This window comes from Sorangium sp. So ce1014, from assembly GCF_051521505.1.
Classification (GTDB): Bacteria; Myxococcota_A; Polyangia; order Polyangiales; family Polyangiaceae; genus Sorangium.
In genome coordinates this window covers 10771756-10796753 of the sequence record NZ_CP150356.1, presented here as the reverse complement: position 1 = coordinate 10796753, position 24998 = coordinate 10771756, and the positions used below count along the sequence as shown (strand labels likewise).

Sequence of the window (24998 nt, the reverse complement as noted above, 5' to 3'; positions counted from 1 at the left end):
GGGTCGCGCAGCCTACGTTGTGGTCTGCCTGACATCCAGCCCGGTCGGGCTGCACTGGGGGTCGAGGCGCCTCGGTCCGGGCGCTCTTCGCTGTGCCCGGCCGCTGCTGCGCTGCGGTGCGTGCCAGGCGGGCCTGGCGCACTGCGGCTCGGCGGCTCGTCCAGGTGTCCGCGTCATCGCCGGTGGGCGGTCGAGCTGGTCCGGTTGGTCGGATCGGTCACGCCGGGCGCGCCCTTGTCCGCGAAGTAGGTGCGGAGCATGTCGCACGCGACGTTGGTCGCTTTCACTCGCCATTTCGGGGCGTTGGCGACCATCACGGAGATCGCGACCTCCGGTTTGCGGCTCGGGGCGAAGCCGACAAACCAGGTGTAGAAGGGCCCCTCGGGCCCCGGCTTCGTGAGCGTCCCGGTCTTGCCGGCGACGCGGATATCCGGGAGGTAGGCGCGACCGTTGCGATCGTGGAACGAGCGGTAGCTCGTGCCGTTATCCACCGTCGCTTCCATCATCGCGGTCACCGCGCTCGCCGTGCTCTCGTCCATCACCCGCTTGAGCACCTGCCGCTCGCTCGCGCCCTGGTAGATCTCGCCGATTTCGTCCTTCACGCTCGACACGACGTGGAGCCGGATCATCTCGCCGCCGTTGGCGACGGTGGTCGCCAGGTTCGCCCCCTGGAACGGCGACAGCGTCGTGTTCCAGAAGCCGGCCGCGGTGCGCGCGAAGCCGAGCTCGTCCTCCGGCAGCGAGATCGTGCTCGCCGCGATCTTGACGTCGAACGGCGTGTCCTGCCCCCAGCCGAGCTTCGCGGCCACGGCGCCGAGCTTCTCGTGGTCGAGGTTCTTGGCGGCGAGCCGCGCGAACACCGTGTTGATGCTCCGGCCCATCGCCTGCGTGAGCGTCGCGCAGTACTTGTCGCGTCGCTTGTTGTCGATCATGTCGGCCGGCCGGATCGAGTGCTCGCCGCCCGAATAACACTGCTTCGTGCTCGGGCTCAGGCCGGCCTCCATGAGGGCGGTGCCGGTCACGACCTTGAAGATGCTCGCCGACGGCGCGGTGGCCTCGGCGGCGACGTCGTGCAGCGCGCCTTCGTGCACGTAGCTCGCCCAGACGAGCACCTTCCCGGTGCGGATATCGGTCATCACGACCGCGCCCTCCGGGACCTGGCCTGCCCGCAGGAAGCCGATCGCCGCGCGCTGGTACATCGGGTCGAGGGTCAGCTCCGCGACGCGGCCGGTGTGCGCCGGCGCCGTCGGCGGGCTCCTCCGGTCGTCGATGCGCGTGAGGTCGAGGTCCGTGAGCGGCGGCGGCGTCACGGTCCGTGTGATCTTCGGCGCGCCGGCGATCGTCTTCTTGGCGAGCAGCCCTCCGAGCTTTACGTCGTGCTCGCGCAGCATGGGGAGGGTCACGGCCACGAGCCCCACGGCTGCACCGACGGCGATCCACTGACGCATCTCGCGCATGGCCCGACGGGTACCCTGCCGCGGTGTGCTGGGCCAAAATTGAGGCGCGCCATTCCGCCTGCGGGCGTCGCGCGCCGCGGGCCGTGCGCCCAGGATGCTCTGGCGGCAAATTTCGTTGGAGGGCAAACGATCGAGGGCCGCGGCCGGAGCGCCGGTCGCGGCGGGGAGGGCGGCGCTGCGGGGCTAGAACGACAGGCCGAGCCGGGCGCCGAGCTCGTGCAGCGCGTGCGCGTCGGCCCGCTTCAAGGTGTTGCCCGGCACCCGGAGGAGGTTCTCGTCCGAGCCGCTGCCCGGCGTCAGGTAGGCGTTGTAATTCACGCTGAGCCGCACGTTCTTTGTATGCCAGTAGTTGGCGCCGAGGCCGAGCTGCATGACCTTGAGGTCGGTGCCCGGCCCGCCCTCGGCGCCCGGCGTGTTCTCGTCGTGCGTGCTGCCGCGGCGGGACGCGCCGTCGTACGTCGCATGGATCCCCGCGAGCAGCGCCGCGACCTCGAGCCCCGACCTCGGCTTCTCGGGCTCCTTCGCCAGATCGACCTTCGCGGGGCGCGGGCTGTACCCGGGATCGCCGGTGACGAAGGCGTCGCCCACGGGCCATGCGGACAGCTGCACGTACCAGCCGAGGCCCTTCACCTGGCCGAGCCGCTCGGTGTTGGTGAGCTGATAGCCTTCCACGGCCTCGCGCGTGTTGTTCGCGAGGTAATACGCCTCGGCCCGGAGCTCGACCATCTTGATGGGCAGCCGGAGCTCGCCGCCGATCGCGTTCTGCGCCCCCGACGGGATGACGTGGATCTGCCGCTGCAGCGAATCCCTGTAGCCGCCGCTCCAGAGCGTGTACCCCTGCCCCGTCCTGATGGGCGCGTAGTCGTAGCCCACGTAGCCCTGGTCGCGCTCTCCGTGCTGTGCGCTGAGGCCGATCTGCGCCTTGGCGAGCAGCCCCTTCCTGTCGCCGGCGAACGGGCGGGCGAACACGCGGCCGATGAAATCGGGCGGCGCATCGACGCCCGGCCGGTTCTGGCCGTCGCCGGCGACCACGCCGATGCCGTAGGAGAACATCTTGTCGGCGACGTCGCCCCACGCCATCAACCCGATGCTCTTGCCCTCGGGGTGGGCGAAGCTGCGCATGGCGATGTTGCGCTCCATGAACGTGATGCTGTTGCTGCTCGTCTGGGTCTCCATCCCGAAGGGGGAGTTGAACTGTCCGAGCATGAAGTTCAGCGCCGGCATGACCGAGTAGTTGATCCAGACGTCGGCGAGCGAGGCGCTCGCGCTCGTGCTCTGGACCGCGGCGAAGCGCGCGCTCTCGGCCGTCGGCTCAGCGCCCGCCGGCGCGGCGGAGGTCTCGCTCCTGCCGTTGGCGTTCCCGAGCGGCTGGCCGGCGAAGTCGACGTCGAGCTTGAACGACCATCGCTTCAGGAGCTCGCCGTCGAGCTCCAGCCGCGCGCGGCGGACGAAGAAGCGCGGCTGCAACGCGTTCCCCCCGTCGGCCGCCTTCACGTCCGAGACCCCGCTGCCGAAGCTGCTGGCGAAATCGAGGTGCATCCGCCCCTTCGGGTACAGCCGGAAGGTGTCGTTGGCGTCCCGCAGGAAGAAGCCGCCGTGCCAGCCGGCCAGCGGCTGCTGCTCCGTCACGACCGCGGCCTCGGCGGTCGGCGCGAACACCTGCGCCGGCGGCGGCGGTACTGCGGCGGTCGCTGCTGCTCCAGGAGGAGGCGGAGGCGGCAGCTCCGCTGCCGGAGGCGGCACCGGATCCGGCGGCGGAGCGGGCGCCGGGGCGGTAGCGGGCGGCGGCGGCACCGCGCCGGCGGGCGGCACCGCGCCGGCGGGCGGCACCGCGCCGGCGGGCGGTGCCGGGGCTGCCGCCGGTGGCGGCGCCGGAGCCGGTTGCGCTGGGCCCTGGGGCCCAGGCTGTGCTAGCGCCGAAAGGCCCGACAGCGTAACAGTCATGCCCAGCAGCGCCGATGTAGCTAACCTCATGCAGTTCTCCCTGTGCGCGGCTCGCCCGCGCGCCCGATATCCCACGCATTTCACCGCGAGATTATGACCAGGACGTTACGATTCTGCGTAGGTCACAGGGCGAGCGGGCAGGACAGTCGCGTGAGAGGTGGGTGTAGTCAAGGGCCCGTTCATGGGAGGACGGCACGTACCGGCGGCGGAGCGCCGGGGCAAAGGCGGGGAAGGATCACGCGATGACGACCAGCGTGCGGATCACGGCGGATGTCGAGGTGCTCGACAACAGCACCTTGGTGGCCCTCGCCGGGCCAGGGAACGAGAATCTCAAGCTCATCGCGCGCACTCTTGGCATCGAGTCGGGCGTCCGAGGCAACACGATCCGGCTCGCCGGGGATGCGGACAAGGTCGCGCTCGCCGAGCGGTGCCTGGCGGAGGCCGCGCAGATGTTGAGGAGCGGCGTGGTCCTCGACCCGCAGGACTACGTCCGCGGGGTGCAGGCGCTCCGGGACGACCCCGGGATGACCCTGCGCGATCTGTTCGAGGACGTCGTCCTCATCTCGGCGCGCCGCCGGCCGATCTCGGCGAAGGGGCTGGCGCAGAAGCGCTATATCCAGGCGATCCGATCGAACGACATGACGTTCGGCATCGGGCCGGCGGGGACGGGCAAGACGTACCTCGCGATGGCCATGGCGGTCCACGCCCTGCTCGAGCGCCGCGTCAAGCGGATCATCCTGACCCGTCCGGCCGTCGAGGCGGGAGAGCGGCTCGGCTTCCTGCCCGGCGATCTCGCCGAGAAGGTGAATCCCTACCTGCGCCCGCTCTACGATGCGCTCCACGACATGATGGACGCGGACAAGGCGCAAGGCCTCGTGACGCGCGGTCAGATCGAGGTCGCCCCGCTCGCCTTCATGCGCGGCCGCACGCTCAACGATTGCTTCGTCATCCTCGACGAGGCGCAGAACGCGACGAGCGACCAGATGCGCATGTTCCTCACGCGCCTCGGCTACGCCTCGCGCGCCGTGGTGACCGGCGATGTCACGCAGGTCGATCTCCCGCACGGCGCGCGCAGCGGCCTCGCCGAGGCGCGCGAGCTGCTCGCGGGGATCGAGGGGATCGCGATCTGCTCGTTCACCGAGGTCGACGTCGTGCGCCACCCGCTCGTGCAGCGGATCATCGTGGCGTACGAGCAGCGGGACGCCGAGGTGGCCCGCCAGCGCGAGGCGCGACGGAGCGAGGCGGGTCGTGGCCGCGGCGGCGCCGCCGGCGAGGCCGGCGAGGCGGGGGCTGCACCGCAGGGCCGAGCGGCGGGCGAGTCGGGCGGAGCTGGCGAAGCGCGCTGACGGCGATGCCGCTGGACGAGACGCCGGCGCCGGCGTTCTCATCCAGCGGAGCTGATCATTTCTTCTTCAGCTCCACGGGGGATTCGCGCACGAGCATGGCGTCGGGTCCGGTCACCCGGAGCCGGCCGTCGATGACGTTCTCCTTCAGCTCGCCGACGAGGATGCCGGTCATCGCGTTCGGCGCGCGCGGATCTTCGGGGAAGACCGAGGCGCGGACCATGCCGTCCTCGACCTTTCCGACGATCGTTGCGTCACCGAGCGCGCCCTTCGCGGTGCCCTTCAGCTCACCGCTCGGCTCGATGGTCAGCGTCACCGTTCCTGGGCCGGTGGCCAGCTTGCCGTCGTCCTTCTGGCGCACGGCGTCCTTGACCTTGGGGGGCAGCACGACGCTGCCTTTCTTGGCGTCGTAGCGCCCTTCCCACGTCCCCTGCCATGCGGGCGCGCCCTTGGGATCGCCCGCGTCTCCCGGCGCGCCTGCGCTCGGCATCTCCGTGGCGGCCGAGCTGGCCGCGGGCTGCGCGACCGCCGCGCTCGGCTGGGGCGGCGGGGGCGCTGGTCGCTCCGGTTCGCCCGGGCGCGGCGGGCTCTCCTCGCAGGCCGCGAGGAGAGCGATGGCGAAGGACAGGAGGAGCGCGGGGGCACCGCCGCGCGTCCGGCGGGCTCGTGTTCCGGTGGCGTTCACGCGGACGCTTCTATTACGTGCTGGGCCGGCCGTCCCGTCGATTTGACAGGCCCGCGTCGTCGAGGCGCGGCGCCTCCGGATCAGGAGGCCGCGCGGAACGCCAGGGTCCAGTGCCGGTCGCTCGTCATTTGCGCGCATTCGGGGGGAATCCCGAGCGAGCGCAGGATTTCCCGGACCTCCACGAGCGAGAGCGCGGCGCGCAGCGATGCGTCGAAGAGGGCTCGCTGGTACGCCGTATCGTTCGCTGCATACGTACCGACGAGGGCGGCCACCGACGCCTCGTCGTCCGGACGGACCAGATCTCGCACGAACAGGACCCCGCCGGGTCGGAGGACGCGGAGCATCTCGCGCATGACCCGCATCGGCTCCGGGATGTGATGGACGATGCTGTTCGAAAGGACGGCTGAAAACGTCTCGTCCGGTTCGGGCAGCGCCGTGGCGTCCTCGAGGGCGAGCGCGATCGCGCCGGTGAGCCCGGCCTGCTCGACGTGGCGGCGCCCGAGATCGAGCATCGAGGCGGAGAGATCGATCGCCTTGATCCGCGCTGTCGGCACGCGCTTGCAAAGCTCGATGGGCAACAGGCACGTCCCTGTGCCGACGTCGAGGGCGTATGCGAGATCGGGGACGTGGGCGAGGAGAGCGTCGCAGAACGCCGTGTTCACGGCGGCGTGGTCCATGCTGTCGTAGGCCCGCGCGTCCTCGTCGGTATCCATCACCTCGGGTTCGAGCACGCGTACCAGCGACATGCGCGCATCGTTCTCCGCGGCGGACGCGCATGTCAACCGATTGTCGGCGGCTGGTCAATCTCGTCCGACCGCCGGGCCGGCGTCGATCGGGGCCGGCGTGGATCCTGGGTCGGCGTGGATATGGACAGGAAGGCGTTTGAAGAAGTCGAGGCGGAGCGGGCCATCTCCCCGCCGTCCCTCCTCCTCCATTGGGGCGGGCGCCAATGTCGTAGAGGACGTGCACCCCGGGGCGCGACCCGCGCGCCGCGCTCGAGAGCACCGGGCCGAAGGCTGAGCTCTCTCGGGAGAGCTCGAGCGGAGAGGCCGAGCACGGCGATGAGCTCTCCTCGGCGCTCTCCTATAACGAGAGGCCTGCCGACCGGCCGCGCGTACACGCACCGGTCTGCCGGGCGCGACGGGCTCCAGGTGGCCACCCCACGCCGCCCGCGGGCCGAAGCTGCGGGGTTCATGTCGAGATCGGTGCTGCGCGAGAAAGCGTGCCTCGGATCGGGGCGGCGCCGACGTGGAGTCGTCAATCCGAAGAGCTCGGCGGGTTGGCTGTCGATCGGGACGCGGCCGAGCACGGGGCCAGCGCTATCTCGCGGAGATGAGCGGATGTCGTGCGAAGAGCTCGACCAGCGGCTCGCGGCGCGCTGCTGGCGACTTGATCCGGCGCAGCGGGGCTCGAAGCGGGCGCGCGAGCATAGACGCCGGGGTCGCGCCGCGGGCGGACAGGAAAGGTGGTCTCGGCGAGAGCACGTGGCCCCGTGGACCGTGAGGCGAGGCGCTCACGGGTCGACCGTGGTTCCTCTCCCTCCGGCGCTCATAGCGAAGCTACCCCGCCGCGCCCCTCCCGCGGGCGGCATCGTATCACGCCCCTGCATAGGTCAGTCGTGCGCCCAGGGCGTGCAATGTAGCCAGGCGCTGGCCGCCTGTGTGTGGTCGCCAGGCGCTCGCACCCGGCTCGGGGCGCTTCAATGATTGGGGTGAGCAGGCCCAGGCCGGGGTCGATGCGCCTCGCCGTTGTGCGCGTGCCCGCATTGCCGCCCGTGACGGGCCTGATCAAGGGAGCGGGGTGGCTTGGTTCTCATACAGTGCTTACCTGACCTGCCGCGAGCACCCGAGACACGCAATGCCGCGGTGCATCGTGAGCGGGGCTGAGGGGATTGGCGCGGCCCGGGCCGTCCTGCGCGGGGGAGGGGTCTCGGCTATCAATCGACGCGCGTGGGGCGCTTCATCGCTCGGCTCGTGTCGAGCAAAGCAGCCCAGCCGTTCGTGGCCGTCCAATGAGCTCTCCGATTGAGCCCGCCCGCAGCGCCTATTGAAAGAAAAGACGGCCGGCTATCCTCAATTCGCTTGACCAGGCAAGTGGCAACGGCATAGTCGTATCCAACCGCCGAGCTGGATTCGGCGACGAGGGAGAGCACATGGCGACCGATGCCTTTTCACAGCAGATTGTAAACCTCGTGCGGAAAATGCCGGACGAGGCGATCCTCGCGCTCGTCAAGAATCAGCTGGGCGCCGTGACGGGGGGAGCGCCGTTGGTTCCGGCTGCGGCTCCGGCGCCGCGTCGCAGCCGTTCGCGCGCCCGCCCTGGAGCGGTCCAGTCCAAACCCTCTTCCGTCGCGGCCAAGCGTGGTGCCGCGCCGAAGCGCCGGCCTGGCCGCCCGCGCAAGTCGCCGGCCGCCTCGGCGGAGCGTCAGGAGACGCTTGACGCGGTCGAGCGCGTCGTCAAGGCGAGCTCGGGCGTCAGCGCGAGCGAGGTGGCGAAGCAGGCGGGGATCCCGCAGACGCGCGCCGCCGCAGCGCTGAAGGAGCTCAAGCTGGAGAAGCGGATCTTCCAGGGGGGCGACCGTCGCTTTGCCCGCTATGCAGGCGACGCGAAGACCGCCGAGCAGGCGAGCGCGAACGCGCGCAAGACCGCGGCGGGACCTGCGCCTGTGAAGAAGCCGAGCGTCAAGGGACGCAAGCGCGTCGCTCAGGCGCCCGCTCCAGCGAAGTAGGTCTGGAGACCGCTGCACACGCAGGGGTCAGATGGGATGGAGGCTTTGCTGACGCGCTGCGTTCAGAATGGCTATCCCGTTCGAGACGGAGCTCAGGGCGGGCTCCAGGTGAGCCCGCTGTCCTCGGAGGCCGTGACGTACCATCCGCGACGCGACGTCCCGGTGACGTCTGCCTGGAGGAGCATCAAGAGTCGATTTCCGAAGGAGAGGAGCGCTCCGAGCTCGATACGGCCGCGCTCGCCCGTGTCTTCGCCGATTACCCTGGGGACGTCGTAGATCTTACCTCCTTCCGGCGATTGCGCGATATGGAGCCCCCATCGCGTTGCGGCGCGGGACGTCAGCACCGCCACGACCCCCTCGCGTGTGGGCGCCAGAGCGACAGACCGTTCGTGCGGCCCCATCCAGGGGCGAAAAGGCGGCTTCTCGGCGAGGAGGCAGGTCCCTTCGAGGGTGCACGTCGCGAGCGTGTGCTCTCCGGTTGTGGGTGCGATGACCTCGACCATGATCCGATCGGCGGCACAGCCGACCGCGGCTTCGGGTGCGGCTTTCGCCGGGAGCTTCAGCACGGCTGTCTGCGTCGCCGAGATGGCGACCACGGCGGTCTTGCCTTCCGGCTGAGGCACGAGCTGGATCGACCACCCGGCGAAGTCGCACGCGGGTATCGCGGAGAGCGCGGCCGTAGCCGCTGGGCTCATCGCGAGTCCCTCGACGATCCGGGGCGCGTCGAGCGGCCTCCCCGGTTCGGGGACGGGTCGCGCGAGGAGGCTGCGCCCGCGCACCGACAGGATCGCCGGCGGGCGGCCATACGGCACGGGCAGCGCGTGCTCCTGCGCGGGGAGCTGGACAGGCGGCACCGGCGCGGCTCCGGGCGGCCCCGCATAGACGAGGGTCGCGCGCCCGGGCTTCGGCTCGACGAGCAGCACGGCGCTCTCGGCCGACAGCACCGCAGGTACGGAGCTCACCAGCGGCCGCGTTCCGCGGCCCATCTCGGGCAGCGCGACCGGCGCGGGCGCCGAGAGCTCGTTCGCCTCGAACGGCGCGAAGAAGAGGCTTGGCGAGTCCACCGCGGGCGGCGCCCCTGCAGCGCCGCGCGCGCCCTTCGGGGGAGCCTGACCGCGCGGGCCGGCGGTGAGCACGGTGGCGCCGTCGGCGCCGATGGACCAGGTGGACCACCCCTCGCGGAGGCGCCGCAGCGAGCGCCAGGTCCTGCCTGCGTTCTCGGTCACGAGCGCGATCGCCTCGTTCTCGACTTCTCCTGTCACCACCGCACGCTTGTCGTCCAGCACGAATACCCGTCGCCATCGGGTCGAGGACGGCGCGAGCGCCGAGTCGATGCCACGCGCCTGGCCAATGGCGGTGGTGAGCTCATCCGCGGACGCCGCGCCCGGGGGCGGCTGGACGTTGATGGGCTCTGCTCTTTCTTTTTTCCTGCACCCGATCGCCAGGAGGGCGGTCAGGACGGCAAGGGCGGTCGCGGCGGCGCGGCGCCGCGCCGCCGCGCTCACTCCGGAGTCGACCATCGGCAGTCTCTTCACTGGTGTCGCCTCGGATTCCTGCGCTGCATCGCCGGGCTGCCGTTGACTCGCGCGCTCGCTCGCGCCGCGCGCGAGCGGCCCAGCCGGAGCGCGGGCCACCGCTCCGCGGCGGGACGCGCGCGGGGCGCACGCCTGGATTCTCCGCCGCATCGCCCCGAGCACCGCGTCCGCCTCGCGGCCGCTCTACCGTCGGCCGCACGCCGTGCGGCCAGCACTAATCGGCCTGCTCCGGATCCATGCAGCACCGGAAGCCGGTCGAGTAGTCGTGGTAGCCGAAGGAGTGCGCGGTTGTCGAGTACTTGCACCCCTCGCCGTTGCGCGTCGTGTCCATGAAATAGCCGCCTCGGAAGGTGCCGCGCGGATCATCGACCCACTCGTGGAGGTTGCCGACCATGTCGAACACGCCGTAGCCGTTGGTGCACCCCGCGCGCTCGCCCGTCGGGAGCAACGCGTGGGACAGCTGGTTGATGAGCGGGTTGTTCATCGCCGTCGTCCAGAGCTCCTCGGACTTGATATCGAGCAGCGCCGCGATCTCGGCGACCGGGTGCACCGGTCGCTCGTCGTCGTTGCACACCCCCAGCTGGCGGCTCGTACCGTAGGGGAAGATCGTGTCCTCGGGGCCTCGGCAGGCGCTCACCCACTCGTCCGATGTGCACAGGCGCTTGCTCGACGCCGCGCACGCTCGCTTCGCCTGCATCCCGCTGATGTAGCCCTGCGGGATGACGCCCGGCCAGGACACGGCGCGGACGCGCCGCTCGCTGCCATCGATCGGATCGAAGGGCGACCAGGGGCGCTCGCCGCTGGGCGTCAGCTCGACCAGAGCGCTCTCCCAGCGGTCGACGCACACGCGATCTTCGACGAGGGCCATCTCGGCCGGACAGCGCGCGCTGTCCGTCGACGAGGACACCTGGGCGGCGCCGGTCTCGGGCTCCATCATGGACGCGATCGCGGCGCTGTCCTTGACGGCAGCGAGCGTGCTCCCCTTCGCCTTGATGGGCCGCTCCGTGAGGACGGCGGCGGTGCCTTCGAGCGGCGCTCGCGCCACCACGCGCGGCGCGAGCTGCTCGGCTGTCGTCGACCCCGGCGCGCAGCCGGCCGACGCGACGACGAGAAGAAACAGGGCACCGCCGCGGTATGGACGCGCCCCCGACGAACGCGGAAGGATAGTTGCCACACGCGGGCGGGAGAGGTCCTTGGCCACGACGGAGCCGAGGATCCCTTCCCGCCACCTTTTTTGCAACCGAATACCGCCCTCAGGGGTCCCCCGAGGGCGCGTACAGGAGAGGGGGCGTACGCCGGGGCGCTAAGGTGGGCGCGAGCTCGGGAGAGGCCCAGAGTTCAGCTGGTGCACGTTGGATGTCGCAGGAAAAGAACCGCGAGAGCAAAGCGGGCCGGGGCCATGTCCTCGCCCCGCCCCGCCCCGCCCCGCCCCGCCTCGCCTCCGCGACGGTGACCTGTTCACTCCACGCTGATGACCTCGACGAGGCACCCGTCGTACGCTTGCTGGCAGGTGACGTCGAGGTTGTCGTTCATGCACTCGACGAGCTCCGTATAGCCGGCCTCGCTGATGGGGTTCAGCTGGGCGGCGCACTTCGCCGTGTCGAACGGGTCGGTGCCGCAGGAGCTGGCGATAAGGTCGCAGTCGCCGACGGACTGGCCGGTGCAGGCATTGTCGTACATGCGCTCGACGCACGCGTTGACCGGCGGGTCGTCGCACGCGCGCTCCACGCCGATGTCGCTCAGGCAGTCCAGGAGGTCCTCGACGTGGCTCTCGGCGTAGATGGTGAAGGCGCGCTTGCAGACCGCGTAGCCGAACGGGACCTGGTCGCCGGTGTCGCCGCACTGGCTCGTCGCCCCCTGGGCGGGCGCGATGTTCAGCTCATCGCAGTCGGCGACAGCGACTGCAGCGTCCTCGGCCTCGATGCACGCCCCGCTGCCGCCCTGGCCGCCTTCTCCGCCATCGCCGCCGTCGCCGCCCTGGCCGCCTTCTCCGCCATCGCCGCCGTCGCCGCCCTGGCCGCCTTCTCCCCCGTCGCCTCCGCCAGTGGAGGAGCTGGTGCTGACGCCGGAGCTGGTCGTCTGGTCCACGTCGTTGTCGGTGTCCTCCGTGGCCACGACGCAGCCGCCGTAGAGGGCGGGCAAGATCAAGGTAAGCGCGAGGAAAGAATGGCGATGACGAGCAAGCATGGTCACGTTGCCTCCTACAATGTCAGGGAAGGGCCCCCCGGCCTGGTACGTTCGACTGAGCCTGGTGCTCTCCTATTCCCCTCGCAATCCTGTTCTTCGCCCTGGTCGAGCCGCAGGACGTCGATACGTCGCGGACCCGCCCGGTCCTCGCCGGCTCATGCCGCCGGGGACGGCTTGTTTCATCAGCGTTTCTTCCATGTCAAGAACAAGTTTCGAGACCATCAGCGACCGCGCCCGCCCCAGGCGGCCGGCCGGACACGAGGGCCGCGACTGGGCGCGCGACGGGGCGACGGACGCCTGGGCGACGCGCGACGGCGCCCCGGACGGACGGCGCCCCGGACGTCCGTTCAGGAAGAGCTGGAAAACTGCTCAGGTCGCTCGGGCGCGAGAAACAAATCGAAGGGACGCGGAAGGATCGCGCTTGCGTGCGGAGCTTCCCGTTGGTAATCACCGCGCTCCGTTTTCCCGGGCGATCGGGTGTCCTCCCGGTCTCCCAGTAGAAGAGCCGTAACGGCGCTTCGATCTCAGCTCCGCCCCTTCGGCCGCCGTGGGAACCCCCCCGGTGACGCGAAGGGGGATCACGTCGATGGACGTCGGGTTGAGACCGGAAGCGTACGACGGTGCAACCGGTTCGAAGAGAACCGAAACCCGGTACGGAGTCAATCCGCCCGCCGGTGTCGCGAGGTGTCTCGAATGGTAAGCAAAGCCAGTGCGATGTTTTCGCGGATCGCCCCGCGCAAGGCACGCATGATCGCCGATCTCGTCCGGGGTCGCGACGCGGACGAGGCGATCCAGCTGCTCTCGTTCACGCAGAAGAGCGGCGCCCCCGTCCTGCGGAAGATCATCGAGAGCGCGGTCGCGAACGCCCAGCAGGCGGGCGCCGACATCGATGCGCTCTTCATCAGCAAGGCCACCGTCGACAAGGGGCCCAACAAGTTTAACCGCCGCTGGCGGCCGCGCGCGATGGGCCGTGCGACCCGAATCACCAAGGGCGTGTCGCACATCGTCATCGAAGTCGACGAGAGAAAGTAAGTAGAGGACCTGCCGATATGGGACAAAAGACCCATCCGTATGGCTTCCGCGTCGGTGTCATCAAGACGTGGAGCAGCAAGTGGTACGAGGACGGCGCCGCGTATCAGAAGTGGCTCCACCAGGACATCCGCATCAAGCGCGCGATCAAGCAGTACCTCTACAACGCGAACATCGCCGGCGTGGAGATCGAGCGCGCCGCGAACCGCGCGAAGGTGATCGTCTTCACCGCCCGCCCCGGCATGGTGATCGGCAAGGGCGGCAAGGGGATCGAGACGCTGAAGAGCGGCAACATCGGCACCGCGTCTAAGGGCGAGACCCTCTTCCCCGGCGTGTCCTCGTTCACGGACAACGAGGTGTTCATCGACGTGCAGGAGGTCCGGAAGGCCGAGACCAACGCGCAGCTCGTCGCCGAGAACATCGCGACGCAGCTCGAGCGCCGGATCGCGTTCCGCCGGGCGATGAAGAAGGCGGTGGCCACCGCGATGAAGTTCGGCGCGAAGGGCATCCGCGTGCGCTGCGCCGGCAGGCTCGGCGGCAGCGAGATGAGCCGCGTCGAGACCTACCGCGAGGGTCGTGTGCCGCTGCACACGCTCCGCGCCGACATCGAGTTCGGCCTGGCCGAGGCGAAGACGAAGGTCGGCATCATCGGCGTGAAGGTCTGGATGTTCAAGGGCGAGGTCCTGCAGCGTAAGGCGCGCCGGATCCAGTAGAGGGATTGCAGAATGCTGTCTCCGAAGCGAACCAAGTTCCGCAAGATGCAGAAGGGGAACAACCGCGGCCTCGCCATGACGGGCAGCGACGTCTCCTTCGGCGACTTCGCGCTCCAGTGCGTCGAGCCTGCCCGCGTCACCTCGCGGCAGATCGAGGCGGCTCGTATGGCGATCCAGCGGCACGTGAAGCGCGCGGGCAAGCTCTGGATCCGCATCTTCCCGGACCGTCCGGTGACGAAGAAGCCGCTCGAGGTCCGCATGGGCGGGGGCAAGGGCGCGCCCGAGGAGTGGTGCGCCGTCGTGAAGCCGGGCCGCGTGATGTACGAGATCAGCGGCGTGACCGAGGAGATTGCGAAGGAGGCGTTCCGCCTCGCGTCGCACAAGCTCCCGATGCAATGCAAGTTCCTCGTCCGCGGGCTGACGTGAGGTAGGCGATGAAGGCGAAGGATTTGCGTGAACGCACCACCGAGCACCTGCGCGAGCTCGAGAAGTCGCTGGCGGCGGGCCTGTTCGAGGCGCGGTTCAAGAATTTTACGAATCGGCTGAACGACACGGCGACGATCCGCAAGGCGAAGCGGGATCTCGCGCGGGTGAAGACGATCCTCACGCAGCGCACGCGTGCCGAGGAGAAGGCGTAGCCATGGCGAAGAAGAAGGCAGAGAACCAGCAGCCGGTCGCTGCGGCGACCGAGCTGGCAGCCGCGGCGCCTGCGCAGGCCGAGACCGAGGCGAAGACGCACGGCTTCCGGCGCAAGCTGGTCGGCAAGGTGACCAGCGACAAGATGAACAAGACGGTCATCGTCGAGGTCATCCGGAACGCGCTCGACCCTGTGTACAAGAAGTACGTCCGTCAGCGGGAGCGCTACAAGGCGCACGACGAGACGAACCAGTACAAGGTGGGCGATCGCGTCGAGATCACGGAGCACAGGCCGATCTCCCGCGACAAGCGGTGGCTCGTGACCAAGCTCGTTGCCCGGCCGGTGGAGGAGTAACGCCATGATCCAGGTGTCGACGCATCTCGAGGTCGCGGACAACTCCGGCGCCCGAATCGTGAAGTGCATCAAGGTGCTCGGCGGCTCGCGCCGCAAGTACGCCGCCCTCGGCGACGTCATCGTCGTCTCGATCAAGGAGGCGTTGCCGGGGACCAAGGTGAAGAAGGGGGACACGGCGCGCGCCGTCGTCGTCCGCACCGCCCGGGAGTACCTCCGCTCGGACGGCAGCTACATTAAGTTTGATGGGAACAGCGCGGTCCTCATCAACAAGGAGAAGGAGCCGATCGGTACCCGCATCTTCGGGCCGGTCGCTCGCGAGCTTCGCGCGAAGAAGTTCATGAAGATCATCTCGCTCGCGCCGGAGGTCCTCTGATGAAGCGCCTCAAAGTCGGTGACCTCGTACAGGTCATCAGCGGCAAGGAGCAGGGGAAGCAGGGCCGCATCACCAAGATCCTCGCCGACGAGGAGCGCGTGGTGGTGGAGGGCCTGAACACGGTGACCCGCCATCAGCGGCCCACGCCGCGCAACCAGGAGGGCGGGAAGATCACCAAGGAGGCGCCGATTCACGCCTCGAATGTCATGCCGGTCGATCCGGCGACGGGCAAGCCGACGCGTGTGAAGGTCCGCGTCGGTGAGGACGGCAAGAAGACGCGCGTCGGCAAGAGCGGCAGCGCGATCGGTGTGGGCTAGCCATGGCGGACAAGAAGGACAAGGACAAGGCGGCCAAGGACGGCGGCAAGGGCAAGGATAAGCCCAAGCAGCCGCAGCAGGCCAAGCCGCAGGCGCCCGCCAAGAGCAAGGAAGCCAGGGGCGCCAAGGGCAAGGGCGCGGAGGCCGAGGCCTCTGAGCCGGCCGAGGTGCGCCCGCGCGACCCGAACTACACTCCGCGGCTGCGCGCGCACTACCAGAAGAACGCGACGGCCGCGCTCACGAAGCGGTTCGGCTACAAGAACCCGATGATGGTGCCCCGCCTGCAGAAGGTGGTCATCAACATGGGGCTCGGCGCCGCGGTGCAGAACCCGAAGATCATCGACTCGGCGGTCGAGGACATGCGGGCGATCTCCGGCCAGAAGCCGGTGGTGACCCGTGCCCGTAAGTCGATCGCGACCTTCAAGCTGCGCGAGAACCTGCCCATCGGGGTGATGGTGACCCTGCGCGCTGAGCGGATGTGGGAGTTCGTGGATCGCCTGATCGCGTTCTCCCTGCCGCGCGTCCGCGACTTCAAGGGCGTCAGCCCGAAGGGGTTCGACGGCAAGGGCAACTTCACGATGGGCCTGCGCGAGCAGATCATCTTCCCCGAGATCGACTACGACAAGATCGATGTCGTGAAGGGGCTCAACATCTCGTTCGTGACCACGGCGAAGACGGACGAAGAAGGACGCGCGCTCCTCACCGAGCTTGGCATCCCGTTCCGGCATTGAGGGATTTTCGATGGCCCGTGCAAAAGAGTTTGCGAAGCTGAACCGTCCGCCGAAGTTTTCTACGCGGCAAAAGAACCGTTGCAAGGTGTGCGGGCGCTCGCGCGCTTACTACCGCGACTTCGAGCTCTGCCGTATCTGCCTTCGGCTGTTCGCGCTCCGTGGTGAGCTCCCTGGTGTGATCAAGGCCAGCTGGTGATTCTATGATGACCGATCCCATCGCCGACATGCTGACCCGCATTCGCAACGCGGCGCTCGCGCGGCACGACCGGACCGAAGTCCCCGCGAGCCGCATCAAGGCTGCGGTTGCGGAGATCCTCAAGTCCGAGGGCTTCATCGCCGACGTGCGCGAGACCGAGGGCGAGGGTCCCAAGAAGCTGACGATCGTGCTCAAGTACGGGCGCGACCGCCAGAGCGCGATCGACGGCGTGCGCCGCGTCTCCCGCCCCGGGCGCCGCGTGTACGTGCGCCACGACAGGATCCCGCGCGTGTTCAGCGGGCTCGGGATCTCGATCCTGAGCACGTCCCGCGGGCTCATGAGCGACAGGGATGCGCGCCGCCTGAAGATGGGCGGCGAGCTGCTCTGCGAGGTGTGGTGATGGAAGCTCAGGCGAACGCAGCCCAGCCCGCGAAGGGCAACGCGAACGGTGACAGCCGGCTCGCGACGAAGACGTCGCGCGTTGGCAAGCGTCCGATCGATCTGCCGAAGGGGGTCACCGCGACCGTCAGCGGCCGGAAGATCGACGTCAAGGGCCCGAAGGGGCAGCTCTCCCGCGCGTTCACCGACAAGGTGGACGTCAAGCTCGACGGGGGCAAGCTGCTCGTGAGCTCGGCGGCGCCTGGACGCGACGGATCGCGCCTCCAGGGGCTCACCCGGGCGCTCGTGGCCGCGATGGTGAAGGGCGTCGCCGAGGGGTACGAGCGGACGCTCGAGCTCAAGGGGACCGGCTATCGCGTCGAGCTCAAGGGCACGACGCTGAACTTCGCCCTCGGCTTCTCGCATCCGGTGACCTTCGCGGTGCCGACGGGCCTCACCGCGGCGATCCCGGCGGACTCGAAGGGCACGGTCCTCGTCCTGACGGGTGCGGACAAGGAGCTCATCGGGCAGACGGCCGCTACGATCCGCGGCTTCAGGCCGCCGGAGCCGTACGGCGGCAAGGGCGTGCGTTACCGCGGTGAGCGCGTGCGGGAGAAGGCTGGCAAGGCCGGCAAGGGCGGCAAGAAGTAAAGGCGAGCGGCGGCGGGTTCGCCGCTGCACCGAGGGACGAGACGGTCATGGGCATGAAAATCGTCGGTCGGGAGCGCCGGAAGCTCCGCATCCGCAAGAAGGTCGAGGGGACGCCGGAGCGCCCGCGCCTCAGCGTCTTCCGCAGCTCGAAGCACATCTACGCGCAGGTCATCGACGACGTGAGCGGCAAGACCCTCGCCCACGCTTCGACGCTGTCGAAGGATCTGAAGGGCTCCCTCGACGAGGACAACAAGGTCGAGGCGGCGAAGAAGGTCGGGGCGCTGATCGCGAAGATCTGCAAAGAGAAGCAGATCGGCAAGGTGGTCTTCGACCGCAACGGCTATCTGTATCACGGGCGCGTCAGCGCCCTCGCCCAGGCAGCCCGCGAGGCAGGTCTCGATTTCTGACTCCCACAGCCGCTGCCCTGATGGTGAAGGGCGGCGGGCGCGGTCAACTGCCGCGGCGGAGAACGTGATAGAGGACGGGTTATGGCGTTCGATCATGTCGACGAAGAGAAGCTGAAAGAGCGAGTCATCCACATCAACCGCGTCGCCAAGGTCGTCAAGGGCGGCCGGCGTTTCAGCTTCTCGGCGCTGGTCGTGGTGGGCGACGAAGCGGGGCACGTGGGCGTCGGCCTGGGCAAGGCCAACGAGGTGCCGGAGGCCATCCGCAAGGGGAACGATCAGGCTCGCAAGAACCTGTTCCGCATCCCGCTGGACGGTGTGACGATCCCGCACGACTCGTTTGGTCACGTCGGGGCAGGCAAGGTTCTGCTGAAGCCGGCCAGCCCTGGGACGGGCGTCATCGCCGGCGGCGCGGTGCGCGCCGTCGTCGAGTCGGCGGGGATCCACGACGTGCTGTCGAAGTCGCTCGGCACGAGCAACCCGCACAACGTCGTGCACGCGACCGTCGCGGCGCTCCGCGGGCTGAAGAGCCCCGAGAGCGTCGCCGGGAAGCGGTCGATGCAGCTCGACTCGCTCGACTACCAGCGCCGCGGCGGTACGAACACCGCGGGCCGCCGGCGCGTGAGCGTGGCGCCCCCCGGGCCGGGCGGCGCGGCGCAGGCGCAGCCGCAGGCGCAGGGCGGTGGTGGCGAAGGAGGCTCGCAGTGAAGCTCCGCGTACGCCAGAAGGCCAGCAACATCGGCCAGGTCGAGCACACCCGCAAGGTCATCAAGGGCCTCGGCCTGCGTGGGCCGGGGTCCGAGGTGGTCGTCGCGAACACGCCCTCGTTCCGTGGCATGGTGAAGAAGATCCTCCACCTCGTCGAGGTGGAGGAGGTCGCCGACGAGGCAGCCTCCCCGAAGTCCTGAGAAGCGAGATCGTCATTCCAGCGGAGTTGCCGCGTACGGAAGTGTGAAACATGGACATCCTTTCTAAGCTCCAAGCCCCTGAAGGCGCCGTAACCAAGAGGCTCCGCGTTGGCCGCGGCGTGGGATCGGGCGTCGGCAAGACGTCTGGCCGCGGACAAAAAGGGCAGAAGGCTCGGGCGGGCGGCAACATCAACAAGAAGCACTTCCAGGGTGGACAGACGCCGATCCAGCGTCGCCTCCCGAAGCGTGGCTTCCGGAATCCGCTCGCGGACATCGTGGTCAACGTCAACGTCGGCTCCCTCGAGGCGTTCGACGACGGCGTTCAGGTCGATCTTGTCTCGCTCCATGCGACCCGCCTCGTGCAGGGTCGCTTCGACGTCGTGAAGATCCTCGGCGGCGGTGAGCTCACGAAGAAGCTCACGGTGATCGCGCATCGCTTCTCCAAGGGAGCGATCGAGAAGATCGAGAAGGCGGGGGGCAAGGCGGTCGTGCTCGCGTCGCCCGCGTCGCCCGCGTCCCAGGCCAACGCGACGGACTCCTCGTCCTCGTAGCCAGCGCGCAGGCGCACCCTTCAAGCCGGAGTCCAGGATCGCCTATGGCCAGCCTCGCGGGAATCACCAACTTCCACAAGATCCCGGAGCTCCGGCGACGCGTGATCTTCACGCTGGTGATGCTCGCGGTCTACCGGGTCGGCGTCTTCGTGACGACCCCGGGTGTGGACCGGAACGCGATGCGACAGTACGTCGCGAAGCAGTCCGGCGGGCTCGTTGGCTTCCTGAACATGTTCTCCGGCGGAGCCCTGGAGAACCTGTCGATCTTCGCGCTTGGGATCATGCCGTACATCTCGGCATCGATCATCATGCAGCTCATGGGCATGGTGTACAAGCCCATCGACGAGCTGCGTAAAGAGGGCGAGCAGGGGCGTCGCCGGCTCGATCAGTACACGCGTTACGGCACGGTCGCCCTCTCGCTGTTCCAGTCCTTCTCGATCGCGAAGATGCTGGAGGGCCTGTCGAGCAGCGAGACGGGCGCCGGCATCGTGAACCACCCTGGTATCGGCTTCCAGCTGATGACGGTCATCACGCTGACGACCGGGACCGCGTTCCTGATGTGGATCGGCGAGCAGATCACCGAGCGCGGCGTCTCGAACGGCGTCTCGCTCCTGATCTTCGCGAGCATCATCACCAGCATCCCCGGCGAGATCGGCAACTACTTCGCGCAGAACGCCGGCGATCTCCAGCCGCTGTCGATGGCCGCGATCGTCGTGTTCATCGTGCTCGTCATCGGGGTCATCGCGTTCTTCGAGAACGGCAGGCGTCAGATCCCGATCGTGTACTCGCGGCGCCAGGTCGGCCGCCGCGTCTATGGCGGGCAGACGGCCCACCTGCCGCTCAAGGTGAACACTGCGGGTACCATCCCCCCCATCTTCGCGTCGTCGCTGCTGATGTTCCCGCAGACGCTCGCGAACATGAACGTGCCCGGAGCCGAGCAGATCCAGGCGATCATCAACCGGGGGGACTGGGTCTTCAACACCGGTTACGCGCTGCTCATCATCTTCTTCTGCTTCTTCTACACGAACGTGACGTTTCAGCCGGTGGACGTCGCCGAGAACCTGAAGAAGCAGCAGGCAAACATCCCCGGGATCCGGCCAGGCAAGCAGACGGCGGACTACATCCACCGGGTGATCCAGCGGATCACCGTGGGCGGCGCGCTCTACGTCGCCGCGGTGTGCGTGGTTCCCTCGATCGTCGGCAACCTGCTGCGTATCCCCTTCGGCTTCGGCGGCACGTCGCTCATGATCGTCGTGGGCGTCGCGCTCGACACGGTGAACCAGCTGGAGGCGCACCTGATCACGCGGAGCTACGAGGGGCTGACGGGCCCCGGTGCCACCCGTATCCGGGGCCGCAAGCTCCCGGAAGCGTGATGGAGGGCAAATGATCTTGGTTCTGGTGGGGCCTCCTGGAGCTGGGAAGGGTACGCAGGCGAAGCTGCTCTGCGCACGCTTCGGTATCCCGCAGATCTCGACCGGCGACATGCTGCGTGAGGCGAAGCGGGCGGGTACGCTGGAGAAGCGATACCTGGACATCATGGACTCTGGCGGACTCCTGCCGGATGAGGCCGTCATCGGCCTCATCGCTGAGCGGACGGCCGAGCCCGACTGCGGTGGCGGTTTCCTTCTGGACGGATTTCCCAGGACTGTGCCCCAGGCGAACGCGCTCGACGAGCTCCTCGCCCGTCAGGGCGGCAGGCGGATCGACGCGGTGCTCCAGCTGGACGTTCCGCGCCCTCTGCTGGAGGAGCGGCTGATCCATCGCCGGACTGACAAACGCAGTGGACAGATATATCATCTCGTTTATAATCCGCCGCCCCCCGGTGCGGAGCTAGAGCATCGGGCCGATGATCGGCCCGAGGCTGTTACCAAGCGTCTCGATGCCTACGAGGCGATGACGGCTGCCCTGCTTCCGTTCTACGAACAGAAGCAGCTGCTGCATCGCGTCGATGGGGTCGGGAAGCCAGACGAAGTTACGCACAGGGTACTGTCGGCCATCGGCCGATCGGGCTCGGGTGGAGAATGAGGCGTAATAGACAGACCAGACCGCCGAAAGAACCCAAGGGCGACAAGCTCGAGTTCGACGGCGTGGTTCAAGAGGCCCTGCCGAACGCCATGTTTCGCGTGAAGGCGGACAACGGCCTGGGCGTCCTCGCGACCATCAGCGGCCGGATGCGGCAGTATTACATCAAGATTCTGCCGGGCGACCGCGTGACCGTCGAGGTCTCGCCGTACGACCCGAGCCGGGGCCGGATCACGTACCGGCATAAATAACGTATTCTGAGGAATCTGGAGGCTCCCCGTGAAGGTGCGCCCGAGCGTCAAGAAGATCTGCGACAAGTGCAAGGTGGTGCGGCGGCGTGGTGTCGTTCGGATCATCTGCGAGAACCCCCGCCACAAGCAGCGCCAGGGGAACTAGCTCTTTCGGCGGAAGCCCGCCCCCGTTTCGGTTTGGAGTAACCATGGCTCGTATCGCTGGTGTCGATCTCCCGCGTCGGAAGCATGTCGCCTACGCCCTGCCGTACCTCTACGGCATCGGGCGGACTCTCTCGTTGCGAATCTGCGCGAGGACCAACATCCCGCAGGACAAGCGGGTCGAGGAGCTCAGCGACGCTGAGGTCAAGGCGATCCGCGACCTCTTGGACGCCGAGTACAAGGTCGAGGGCGACCTGCGGCGCGAGGTGCAGCTCAACATCAAGCGGCTCATGGACCTCGGCTGCTACCGCGGGCTTCGCCACCGGCGCGGCCTCCCGGCGAACGGGCAGAGGACGCACACGAACGCGCGCACCCGGAAGGGTCCGCGCAAGGGCATGTTGCAGCGGCGTCCGGCCGCGGCCAAGTGACGAGCGGGGATTAGGACGCCATGGCGCAAGCGAAGACGGCTGCCACGAACACCAAGACCAAGCAGAAGAAGAAGGTCAGGAAGAATGTTTCCGCGGGCATCGCGCACATTCAGTCGACCTTCAACAACACGGTCGTGACGATCACGGACATCAACGGCAACGCGATCGCGTGGTCGTCCGCTGGCGCTCGCGGCTTCAAGGGATCGCGCAAGTCGACGCCGTTCGCCGCGCAGCTGGCGGCGGAAGAGGCCGCGCGGCGGGCGCAGGAGCACGGGATGCGCTCGGTCGCCGTGTTCGTGAAGGGCCCGGGAGCCGGGCGCGAGAGCGCGCTCCGCGCGCTTCAGACCGCGGGCTTCAAGGTGACGCTGATCCGCGACGTCACGCCGATCCCCCACAACGGTTGCCGGCCGCCGAAGCGGCGCAGGGTTTGAGGTAATTCACGATGGCTCGCTACATTGGTCCGGTCTGCAAGCTCTGCCGCCGCGAGGGGATGAAGCTCTACCTCAAGGGAGAGCGGTGCTATTCCGAGAAGTGCGCGTACACGCGGCGCCCGTATCCGCCCGGCCAGCACGGCCAGGGGCGCATCAAGCTGAGCGAGTACGCGGTGCGCCTGCGCGAGAAGCAAAAGGTGCGACGCATCTACGGCGTGCTCGAGCGGCAGTTCAGCGGGTATTTCCAGGAGGCCAACCGGCGCAAGGGCCGGACGGGCGAGGAGATGCTCGCGCTGCTGGAGCGGCGCCTTGACAACGTGGTGCACCGGATGGGCTTCGGCTCGTCTCGCGCCGAAGCGCGTCAGCTCGTCCGGCACGGGCACGTTCATGTGAACGGCAAGCGGCTGGACATCCCGAGCTACGTCGTGCGGGCCGGTGATCGGATCGACCTCACCGAGGGGGCGCGCAAGTTCAAGAGCGTCCTCGCGTCCGTCGGGGGCGCGGACAAGCGCCCGGTCGCGAGCTGGATCGAGGTGGATCGCGCGGCGTTCACCGGAGCGGTCAAGGGCGCTCCGATCCGCGAGGACCTCAACGAGCCCGAGATTCGCGAGCAGCTCGTCGTCGAGTACTACTCGCGCTGATCGCGAGGGCGGCGCGGGGGAGGGCAGCGTCACGAGCGCACCTTGCAGGGTGCGGTCGTTCGCTGCGGGCTCCCCTCCGCGTCGCTGTCCTGCGCGCGGACGCGCAGGCGGATGGAGCCAAGAATGCGGGCAGGAGGCGGCGCCGTCCGGTCGAGTGCGGCCGCGGCGTGAGACCTCCGCGCAAACCTCATGAAGGAAGGAGATCGCCATGACGATGAACAGCCCGAACCTCACGATGATCGCCCGTAACTGGCGCGATCTGATCCGGCCCAAGGGCATCTCGATCGACGCGGACACCGGGACCCAGTTCTACGCCAAGTTCACGTGTGAGCCCCTGGAGCGCGGCTTCGGGATCACGATCGGGAACTCGCTGCGCCGCGTGCTGCTCTCCTCCCTTCAGGGGGCGGCTGCGACGGCCATCCGCATCGAGGGCGCGCTGCACGAGTTCACCACCGTGCCGGACGTGGTCGAGGACGTCAGCGACATCATCCTCAACGTGAAGGAGGTCGTCTTCAAGGCGGCGACCCCGAAGACGTACTCGGTGCGGATCGATCGTGAGGGGGCCGGGCCCGTGTACGCGCGCGACATCCAGCTAGTGGATGGGCTGTCGGTGCTCAACCCCGACCACCTCGTCGCCGTGCTCGACAAGAAGGGCCCGCTCTCGATGGAGCTCACGGTGAACGTGGGCCGCGGCTACGTGCCCGCCGAGCGGAACAAGACGCCGACCATGCCCATCGGGACGATCCCGATCGACGCGCTGTTCTCGCCCATCCGCAAGGTGAACTACACCGTGCAGAACGCCCGCGTCGGGCAGGTGACCGACTACGACAAGCTCACGCTCGAGGTCTGGACCAACGGCTCCGTGTCGCCTGCGGATGCGGTCGCGTTCGCCGCGAAGATCCTCAAGGAGCAGCTCTCCATCTGGGTCAACTTCGAGGAGAGCGAGGAGACGAGCTACCAGGCGGTATTGAGCGACGACGAGCCGCTCAACGAGAACCTGTTCCGCTCCGTCGAGGAGCTCGAGCTCAGCGTCCGCTCCGCGAACTGCTTGCAGAACGCGAACATCACGCTCATCGGCGAGCTGGTGCAGCGCACCGAGCAGGACATGCTCAAGACCAAGAACTTCGGCCGCAAGTCGCTGAAGGAAATCAAAGAGATCCTCGCGAACATGGGGCTCTCGCTCGGGATGAAGATCGACAACTGGCCGCAGCTCCTCGAGCGCTGGAAGGCGCAGCAGGCGCAGGCGTGAGTCGGTACTGAGGGAACGTCATGCGTCACAAGAAAGCTGGCAGGCAGTTTGGTCGGGATACCTCCAGCCGCAGGGCGATGCTTCGCAACCTGACGGCGAACCTGATCACCCACGAGCGGATCGAGACGACCGACGCCAAGGCGAAGGAGCTGCGGCGCGTTGCCGAGCGGCTCATCACCAAGGCGACGCGGCTCGGCAAGGTCGCGTATACCGCGCACGCGGAGCTCAACCCCGGCGACAGAGCGCGCCGGCTTCACGCCGAGCGGCTCGTCGGCAGCTACATCCCTCGCTGGGGGGTCGAGACCGATGGCAAGAAGGTCGATATCATCGCGAAGGTGATGATCGATCTCTCGAAGCGCTTCGAGGGGCGTCCGGGTGGCTACACGCGGATCATCAAGCTCGGGCCGCGTCGCGGCGACAACGCGCCGATGAGCCTCATCGAGTTCATCGACGCGCCTCCGGTCGAGGACGACGCACCCGCGCAGGCGGCCGAACCGGTCGCCGCAGCGGAGCCGGCTACGCCGGCGACGACCGCCGGCTGAGCCGGATGCAGGCTGGCGCCCGGTAACGCCGGCGCAGTTGCAGAGAGCACGCCGGGAGAGCCATGAGCTCCCCCGGCGTCTCTGCGTTGTGAGCCGACGCGCGATCAGCGCGCCGGCCCCTCGATGTCGCGAGCTCCCCGGAGTAGTCCAGGTGAGGCACAGCGACTGCACC

General features: G+C 68.5%; 32 protein-coding genes and 1 pseudogene. 26 read left to right on the top strand and 7 right to left on the bottom strand.

From position 1 onward, the window contains the following. Window positions 1-173: 173 nt before the first annotated feature. Window positions 174-1457 carry a penicillin-binding transpeptidase domain-containing protein gene (locus tag WME75_RS40980; RefSeq protein WP_437482420.1) on the bottom strand — a complete coding sequence of 428 codons (1284 nt, stop codon included), beginning with the start codon at window positions 1455-1457 and terminating at the stop codon, window positions 174-176. Window positions 1458-1640: 183 nt separating this feature from the next. Then, window positions 1641-3287, bottom strand: coding sequence for a porin (locus tag WME75_RS40975; protein ID WP_437482419.1), 1647 nt, complete (start codon window positions 3285-3287; stop codon window positions 1641-1643). 356 nt (window positions 3288-3643) lie between these two features. Here WME75_RS40975 and WME75_RS40970 point away from each other — a divergent pair, with 356 nt between their 5' ends. Then, window positions 3644-4747 carry a PhoH family protein gene (locus WME75_RS40970; protein WP_437482416.1) on the top strand — a complete coding sequence of 368 codons (1104 nt, stop codon included), beginning with the start codon at window positions 3644-3646 and terminating at the stop codon, window positions 4745-4747. 55 nt (window positions 4748-4802) lie between these two features. On the opposite strand, the gene WME75_RS40965 is transcribed toward WME75_RS40970, so the two are convergent. Both WME75_RS40965 and WME75_RS40960 read right to left on the bottom strand, forming a co-directional pair. After that, entirely contained in the window at window positions 4803-5429 is a 627-nt protein-coding gene (locus WME75_RS40965; protein ID WP_437482413.1) for a hypothetical protein, read from the bottom strand. An 80-nt stretch (window positions 5430-5509) separates the two neighbouring features. Next, a complete protein-coding gene (locus WME75_RS40960) occupies window positions 5510-6175 on the bottom strand; it encodes a class I SAM-dependent methyltransferase (protein WP_437482411.1) in 666 nt (221 codons plus the stop codon). A gap of 1406 nt (window positions 6176-7581) precedes the next feature. Here WME75_RS40960 and WME75_RS40955 point away from each other — a divergent pair. After that, entirely contained in the window at window positions 7582-8157 is a 576-nt protein-coding gene (locus tag WME75_RS40955; RefSeq protein ID WP_437482408.1) for a hypothetical protein, read from the top strand. Between the two features lie 92 nt (window positions 8158-8249). Here WME75_RS40955 and WME75_RS40950 read toward each other — a convergent pair whose 3' ends face one another. The 3 genes from WME75_RS40950 to WME75_RS40940 form a co-directional block, all read right to left on the bottom strand. Next, the gene (locus tag WME75_RS40950) at window positions 8250-9677 is read right to left on the bottom strand and encodes a hypothetical protein (RefSeq protein WP_437482405.1); all 1428 of its coding nucleotides are present in this window, start codon (window positions 9675-9677) and stop codon (window positions 8250-8252) included. A gap of 229 nt (window positions 9678-9906) precedes the next feature. After that, window positions 9907-10740 (bottom strand): SUMF1/EgtB/PvdO family nonheme iron enzyme, encoded by an 834-nt coding sequence (locus tag WME75_RS40945; RefSeq protein WP_437482402.1) that lies wholly within the window; start codon window positions 10738-10740, stop codon window positions 9907-9909. 410 nt (window positions 10741-11150) lie between these two features. Then, a complete protein-coding gene (locus WME75_RS40940; protein WP_437482399.1) occupies window positions 11151-11840 on the bottom strand; it encodes a hypothetical protein in 690 nt (229 codons plus the stop codon). Between the two features lie 732 nt (window positions 11841-12572). Between WME75_RS40940 and rplV the strand changes: the two genes are divergently transcribed. The 24 genes and pseudogenes from rplV (at window position 12573) to rplQ (ending at window position 24826) form a co-directional block, all read left to right on the top strand. After that, window positions 12573-12911, top strand: a complete 339-nt coding sequence (gene rplV, locus WME75_RS40935; protein ID WP_012240567.1) for a 50S ribosomal protein L22 — start codon at window positions 12573-12575, stop codon at window positions 12909-12911. Between the two features lie 17 nt (window positions 12912-12928). After that, window positions 12929-13621: a 30S ribosomal protein S3 gene (gene rpsC / locus WME75_RS40930; RefSeq protein WP_437482396.1), complete on the top strand. Its 693-nt coding sequence runs from the start codon at window positions 12929-12931 to the stop codon at window positions 13619-13621. Window positions 13622-13633: 12 nt separating this feature from the next. Continuing rightward, complete coding sequence (gene rplP, locus WME75_RS40925; RefSeq protein WP_437482393.1) at window positions 13634-14047, top strand: 50S ribosomal protein L16; 414 nt, start codon at window positions 13634-13636, stop codon at window positions 14045-14047. 8 nt (window positions 14048-14055) lie between these two features. Then, window positions 14056-14259 carry a 50S ribosomal protein L29 gene (rpmC, locus tag WME75_RS40920; RefSeq protein ID WP_437482390.1) on the top strand — a complete coding sequence of 68 codons (204 nt, stop codon included), beginning with the start codon at window positions 14056-14058 and terminating at the stop codon, window positions 14257-14259. A gap of 2 nt (window positions 14260-14261) precedes the next feature. Then, window positions 14262-14612 carry a 30S ribosomal protein S17 gene (gene rpsQ, locus WME75_RS40915; RefSeq protein ID WP_437482387.1) on the top strand — a complete coding sequence of 117 codons (351 nt, stop codon included), beginning with the start codon at window positions 14262-14264 and terminating at the stop codon, window positions 14610-14612. Window positions 14613-14616: 4 nt separating this feature from the next. Then, window positions 14617-14985 carry a 50S ribosomal protein L14 gene (rplN, locus tag WME75_RS40910; protein ID WP_020740977.1) on the top strand — a complete coding sequence of 123 codons (369 nt, stop codon included), beginning with the start codon at window positions 14617-14619 and terminating at the stop codon, window positions 14983-14985. Next, window positions 14985-15302, top strand: a complete 318-nt coding sequence (gene rplX / locus WME75_RS40905) for a 50S ribosomal protein L24 (RefSeq protein WP_437482384.1) — start codon at window positions 14985-14987, stop codon at window positions 15300-15302. Before rplN ends, rplX begins: the two co-directional genes overlap by 1 nt. 2 nt (window positions 15303-15304) lie before the next feature. After that, entirely contained in the window at window positions 15305-16033 is a 729-nt protein-coding gene (rplE, locus tag WME75_RS40900; RefSeq protein WP_437482382.1) for a 50S ribosomal protein L5, read from the top strand. Between the two features lie 10 nt (window positions 16034-16043). Continuing rightward, window positions 16044-16229, top strand: a complete 186-nt coding sequence (locus tag WME75_RS40895; protein ID WP_437482379.1) for a type Z 30S ribosomal protein S14 — start codon at window positions 16044-16046, stop codon at window positions 16227-16229. 4 nt (window positions 16230-16233) lie between these two features. Then, a complete protein-coding gene (gene rpsH / locus WME75_RS40890) occupies window positions 16234-16629 on the top strand; it encodes a 30S ribosomal protein S8 (protein ID WP_437482376.1) in 396 nt (131 codons plus the stop codon). After that, window positions 16629-17258, top strand: a complete 630-nt coding sequence (rplF, locus tag WME75_RS40885) for a 50S ribosomal protein L6 (protein ID WP_437482373.1) — start codon at window positions 16629-16631, stop codon at window positions 17256-17258. The genes rpsH and rplF overlap by 1 nt, the downstream gene beginning before the upstream one ends. Window positions 17259-17305: 47 nt before the next feature. Beyond that, window positions 17306-17665: a 50S ribosomal protein L18 gene (gene rplR, locus WME75_RS40880; RefSeq protein ID WP_437482370.1), complete on the top strand. Its 360-nt coding sequence runs from the start codon at window positions 17306-17308 to the stop codon at window positions 17663-17665. 81 nt (window positions 17666-17746) lie between these two features. Further along, a pseudogene (gene rpsE, locus WME75_RS40875) lies at window positions 17747-18226 on the top strand (30S ribosomal protein S5); the annotation flags it as partial. A 140-nt stretch (window positions 18227-18366) separates the two neighbouring features. Further along, window positions 18367-18570, top strand: a complete 204-nt coding sequence (gene rpmD, locus WME75_RS40870) for a 50S ribosomal protein L30 (RefSeq protein WP_020740970.1) — start codon at window positions 18367-18369, stop codon at window positions 18568-18570. Between the two features lie 50 nt (window positions 18571-18620). After that, window positions 18621-19121 carry a 50S ribosomal protein L15 gene (gene rplO, locus WME75_RS40865; RefSeq protein WP_437482369.1) on the top strand — a complete coding sequence of 167 codons (501 nt, stop codon included), beginning with the start codon at window positions 18621-18623 and terminating at the stop codon, window positions 19119-19121. Window positions 19122-19165: 44 nt separating this feature from the next. Next, a complete protein-coding gene (gene secY, locus WME75_RS40860; protein ID WP_437482366.1) occupies window positions 19166-20494 on the top strand; it encodes a preprotein translocase subunit SecY in 1329 nt (442 codons plus the stop codon). 10 nt (window positions 20495-20504) lie between these two features. Further along, window positions 20505-21146, top strand: coding sequence for an adenylate kinase (locus WME75_RS40855; protein WP_437482363.1), 642 nt, complete (start codon window positions 20505-20507; stop codon window positions 21144-21146). Continuing rightward, window positions 21143-21394, top strand: a complete 252-nt coding sequence (gene infA, locus WME75_RS40850; protein ID WP_437482361.1) for a translation initiation factor IF-1 — start codon at window positions 21143-21145, stop codon at window positions 21392-21394. Before WME75_RS40855 ends, infA begins: the two co-directional genes overlap by 4 nt. Before the next feature lie 28 nt (window positions 21395-21422). Next, window positions 21423-21539, top strand: coding sequence for a 50S ribosomal protein L36 (gene rpmJ / locus WME75_RS40845; protein ID WP_012240549.1), 117 nt, complete (start codon window positions 21423-21425; stop codon window positions 21537-21539). A 43-nt stretch (window positions 21540-21582) separates the two neighbouring features. Further along, window positions 21583-21963 (top strand): 30S ribosomal protein S13, encoded by a 381-nt coding sequence (gene rpsM / locus WME75_RS40840; RefSeq protein ID WP_437482358.1) that lies wholly within the window; start codon window positions 21583-21585, stop codon window positions 21961-21963. 20 nt (window positions 21964-21983) lie between these two features. Continuing rightward, window positions 21984-22394: a 30S ribosomal protein S11 gene (gene rpsK / locus WME75_RS40835; RefSeq protein ID WP_437482355.1), complete on the top strand. Its 411-nt coding sequence runs from the start codon at window positions 21984-21986 to the stop codon at window positions 22392-22394. An 11-nt stretch (window positions 22395-22405) separates the two neighbouring features. Further along, window positions 22406-23035: a 30S ribosomal protein S4 gene (rpsD, locus tag WME75_RS40830; protein ID WP_437482352.1), complete on the top strand. Its 630-nt coding sequence runs from the start codon at window positions 22406-22408 to the stop codon at window positions 23033-23035. A gap of 208 nt (window positions 23036-23243) precedes the next feature. After that, a complete protein-coding gene (locus WME75_RS40825; protein ID WP_437482349.1) occupies window positions 23244-24284 on the top strand; it encodes a DNA-directed RNA polymerase subunit alpha in 1041 nt (346 codons plus the stop codon). A gap of 20 nt (window positions 24285-24304) precedes the next feature. Then, window positions 24305-24826 (top strand): 50S ribosomal protein L17, encoded by a 522-nt coding sequence (gene rplQ, locus WME75_RS40820; protein ID WP_437482346.1) that lies wholly within the window; start codon window positions 24305-24307, stop codon window positions 24824-24826. Window positions 24827-24998 lie beyond the last annotated feature (172 nt).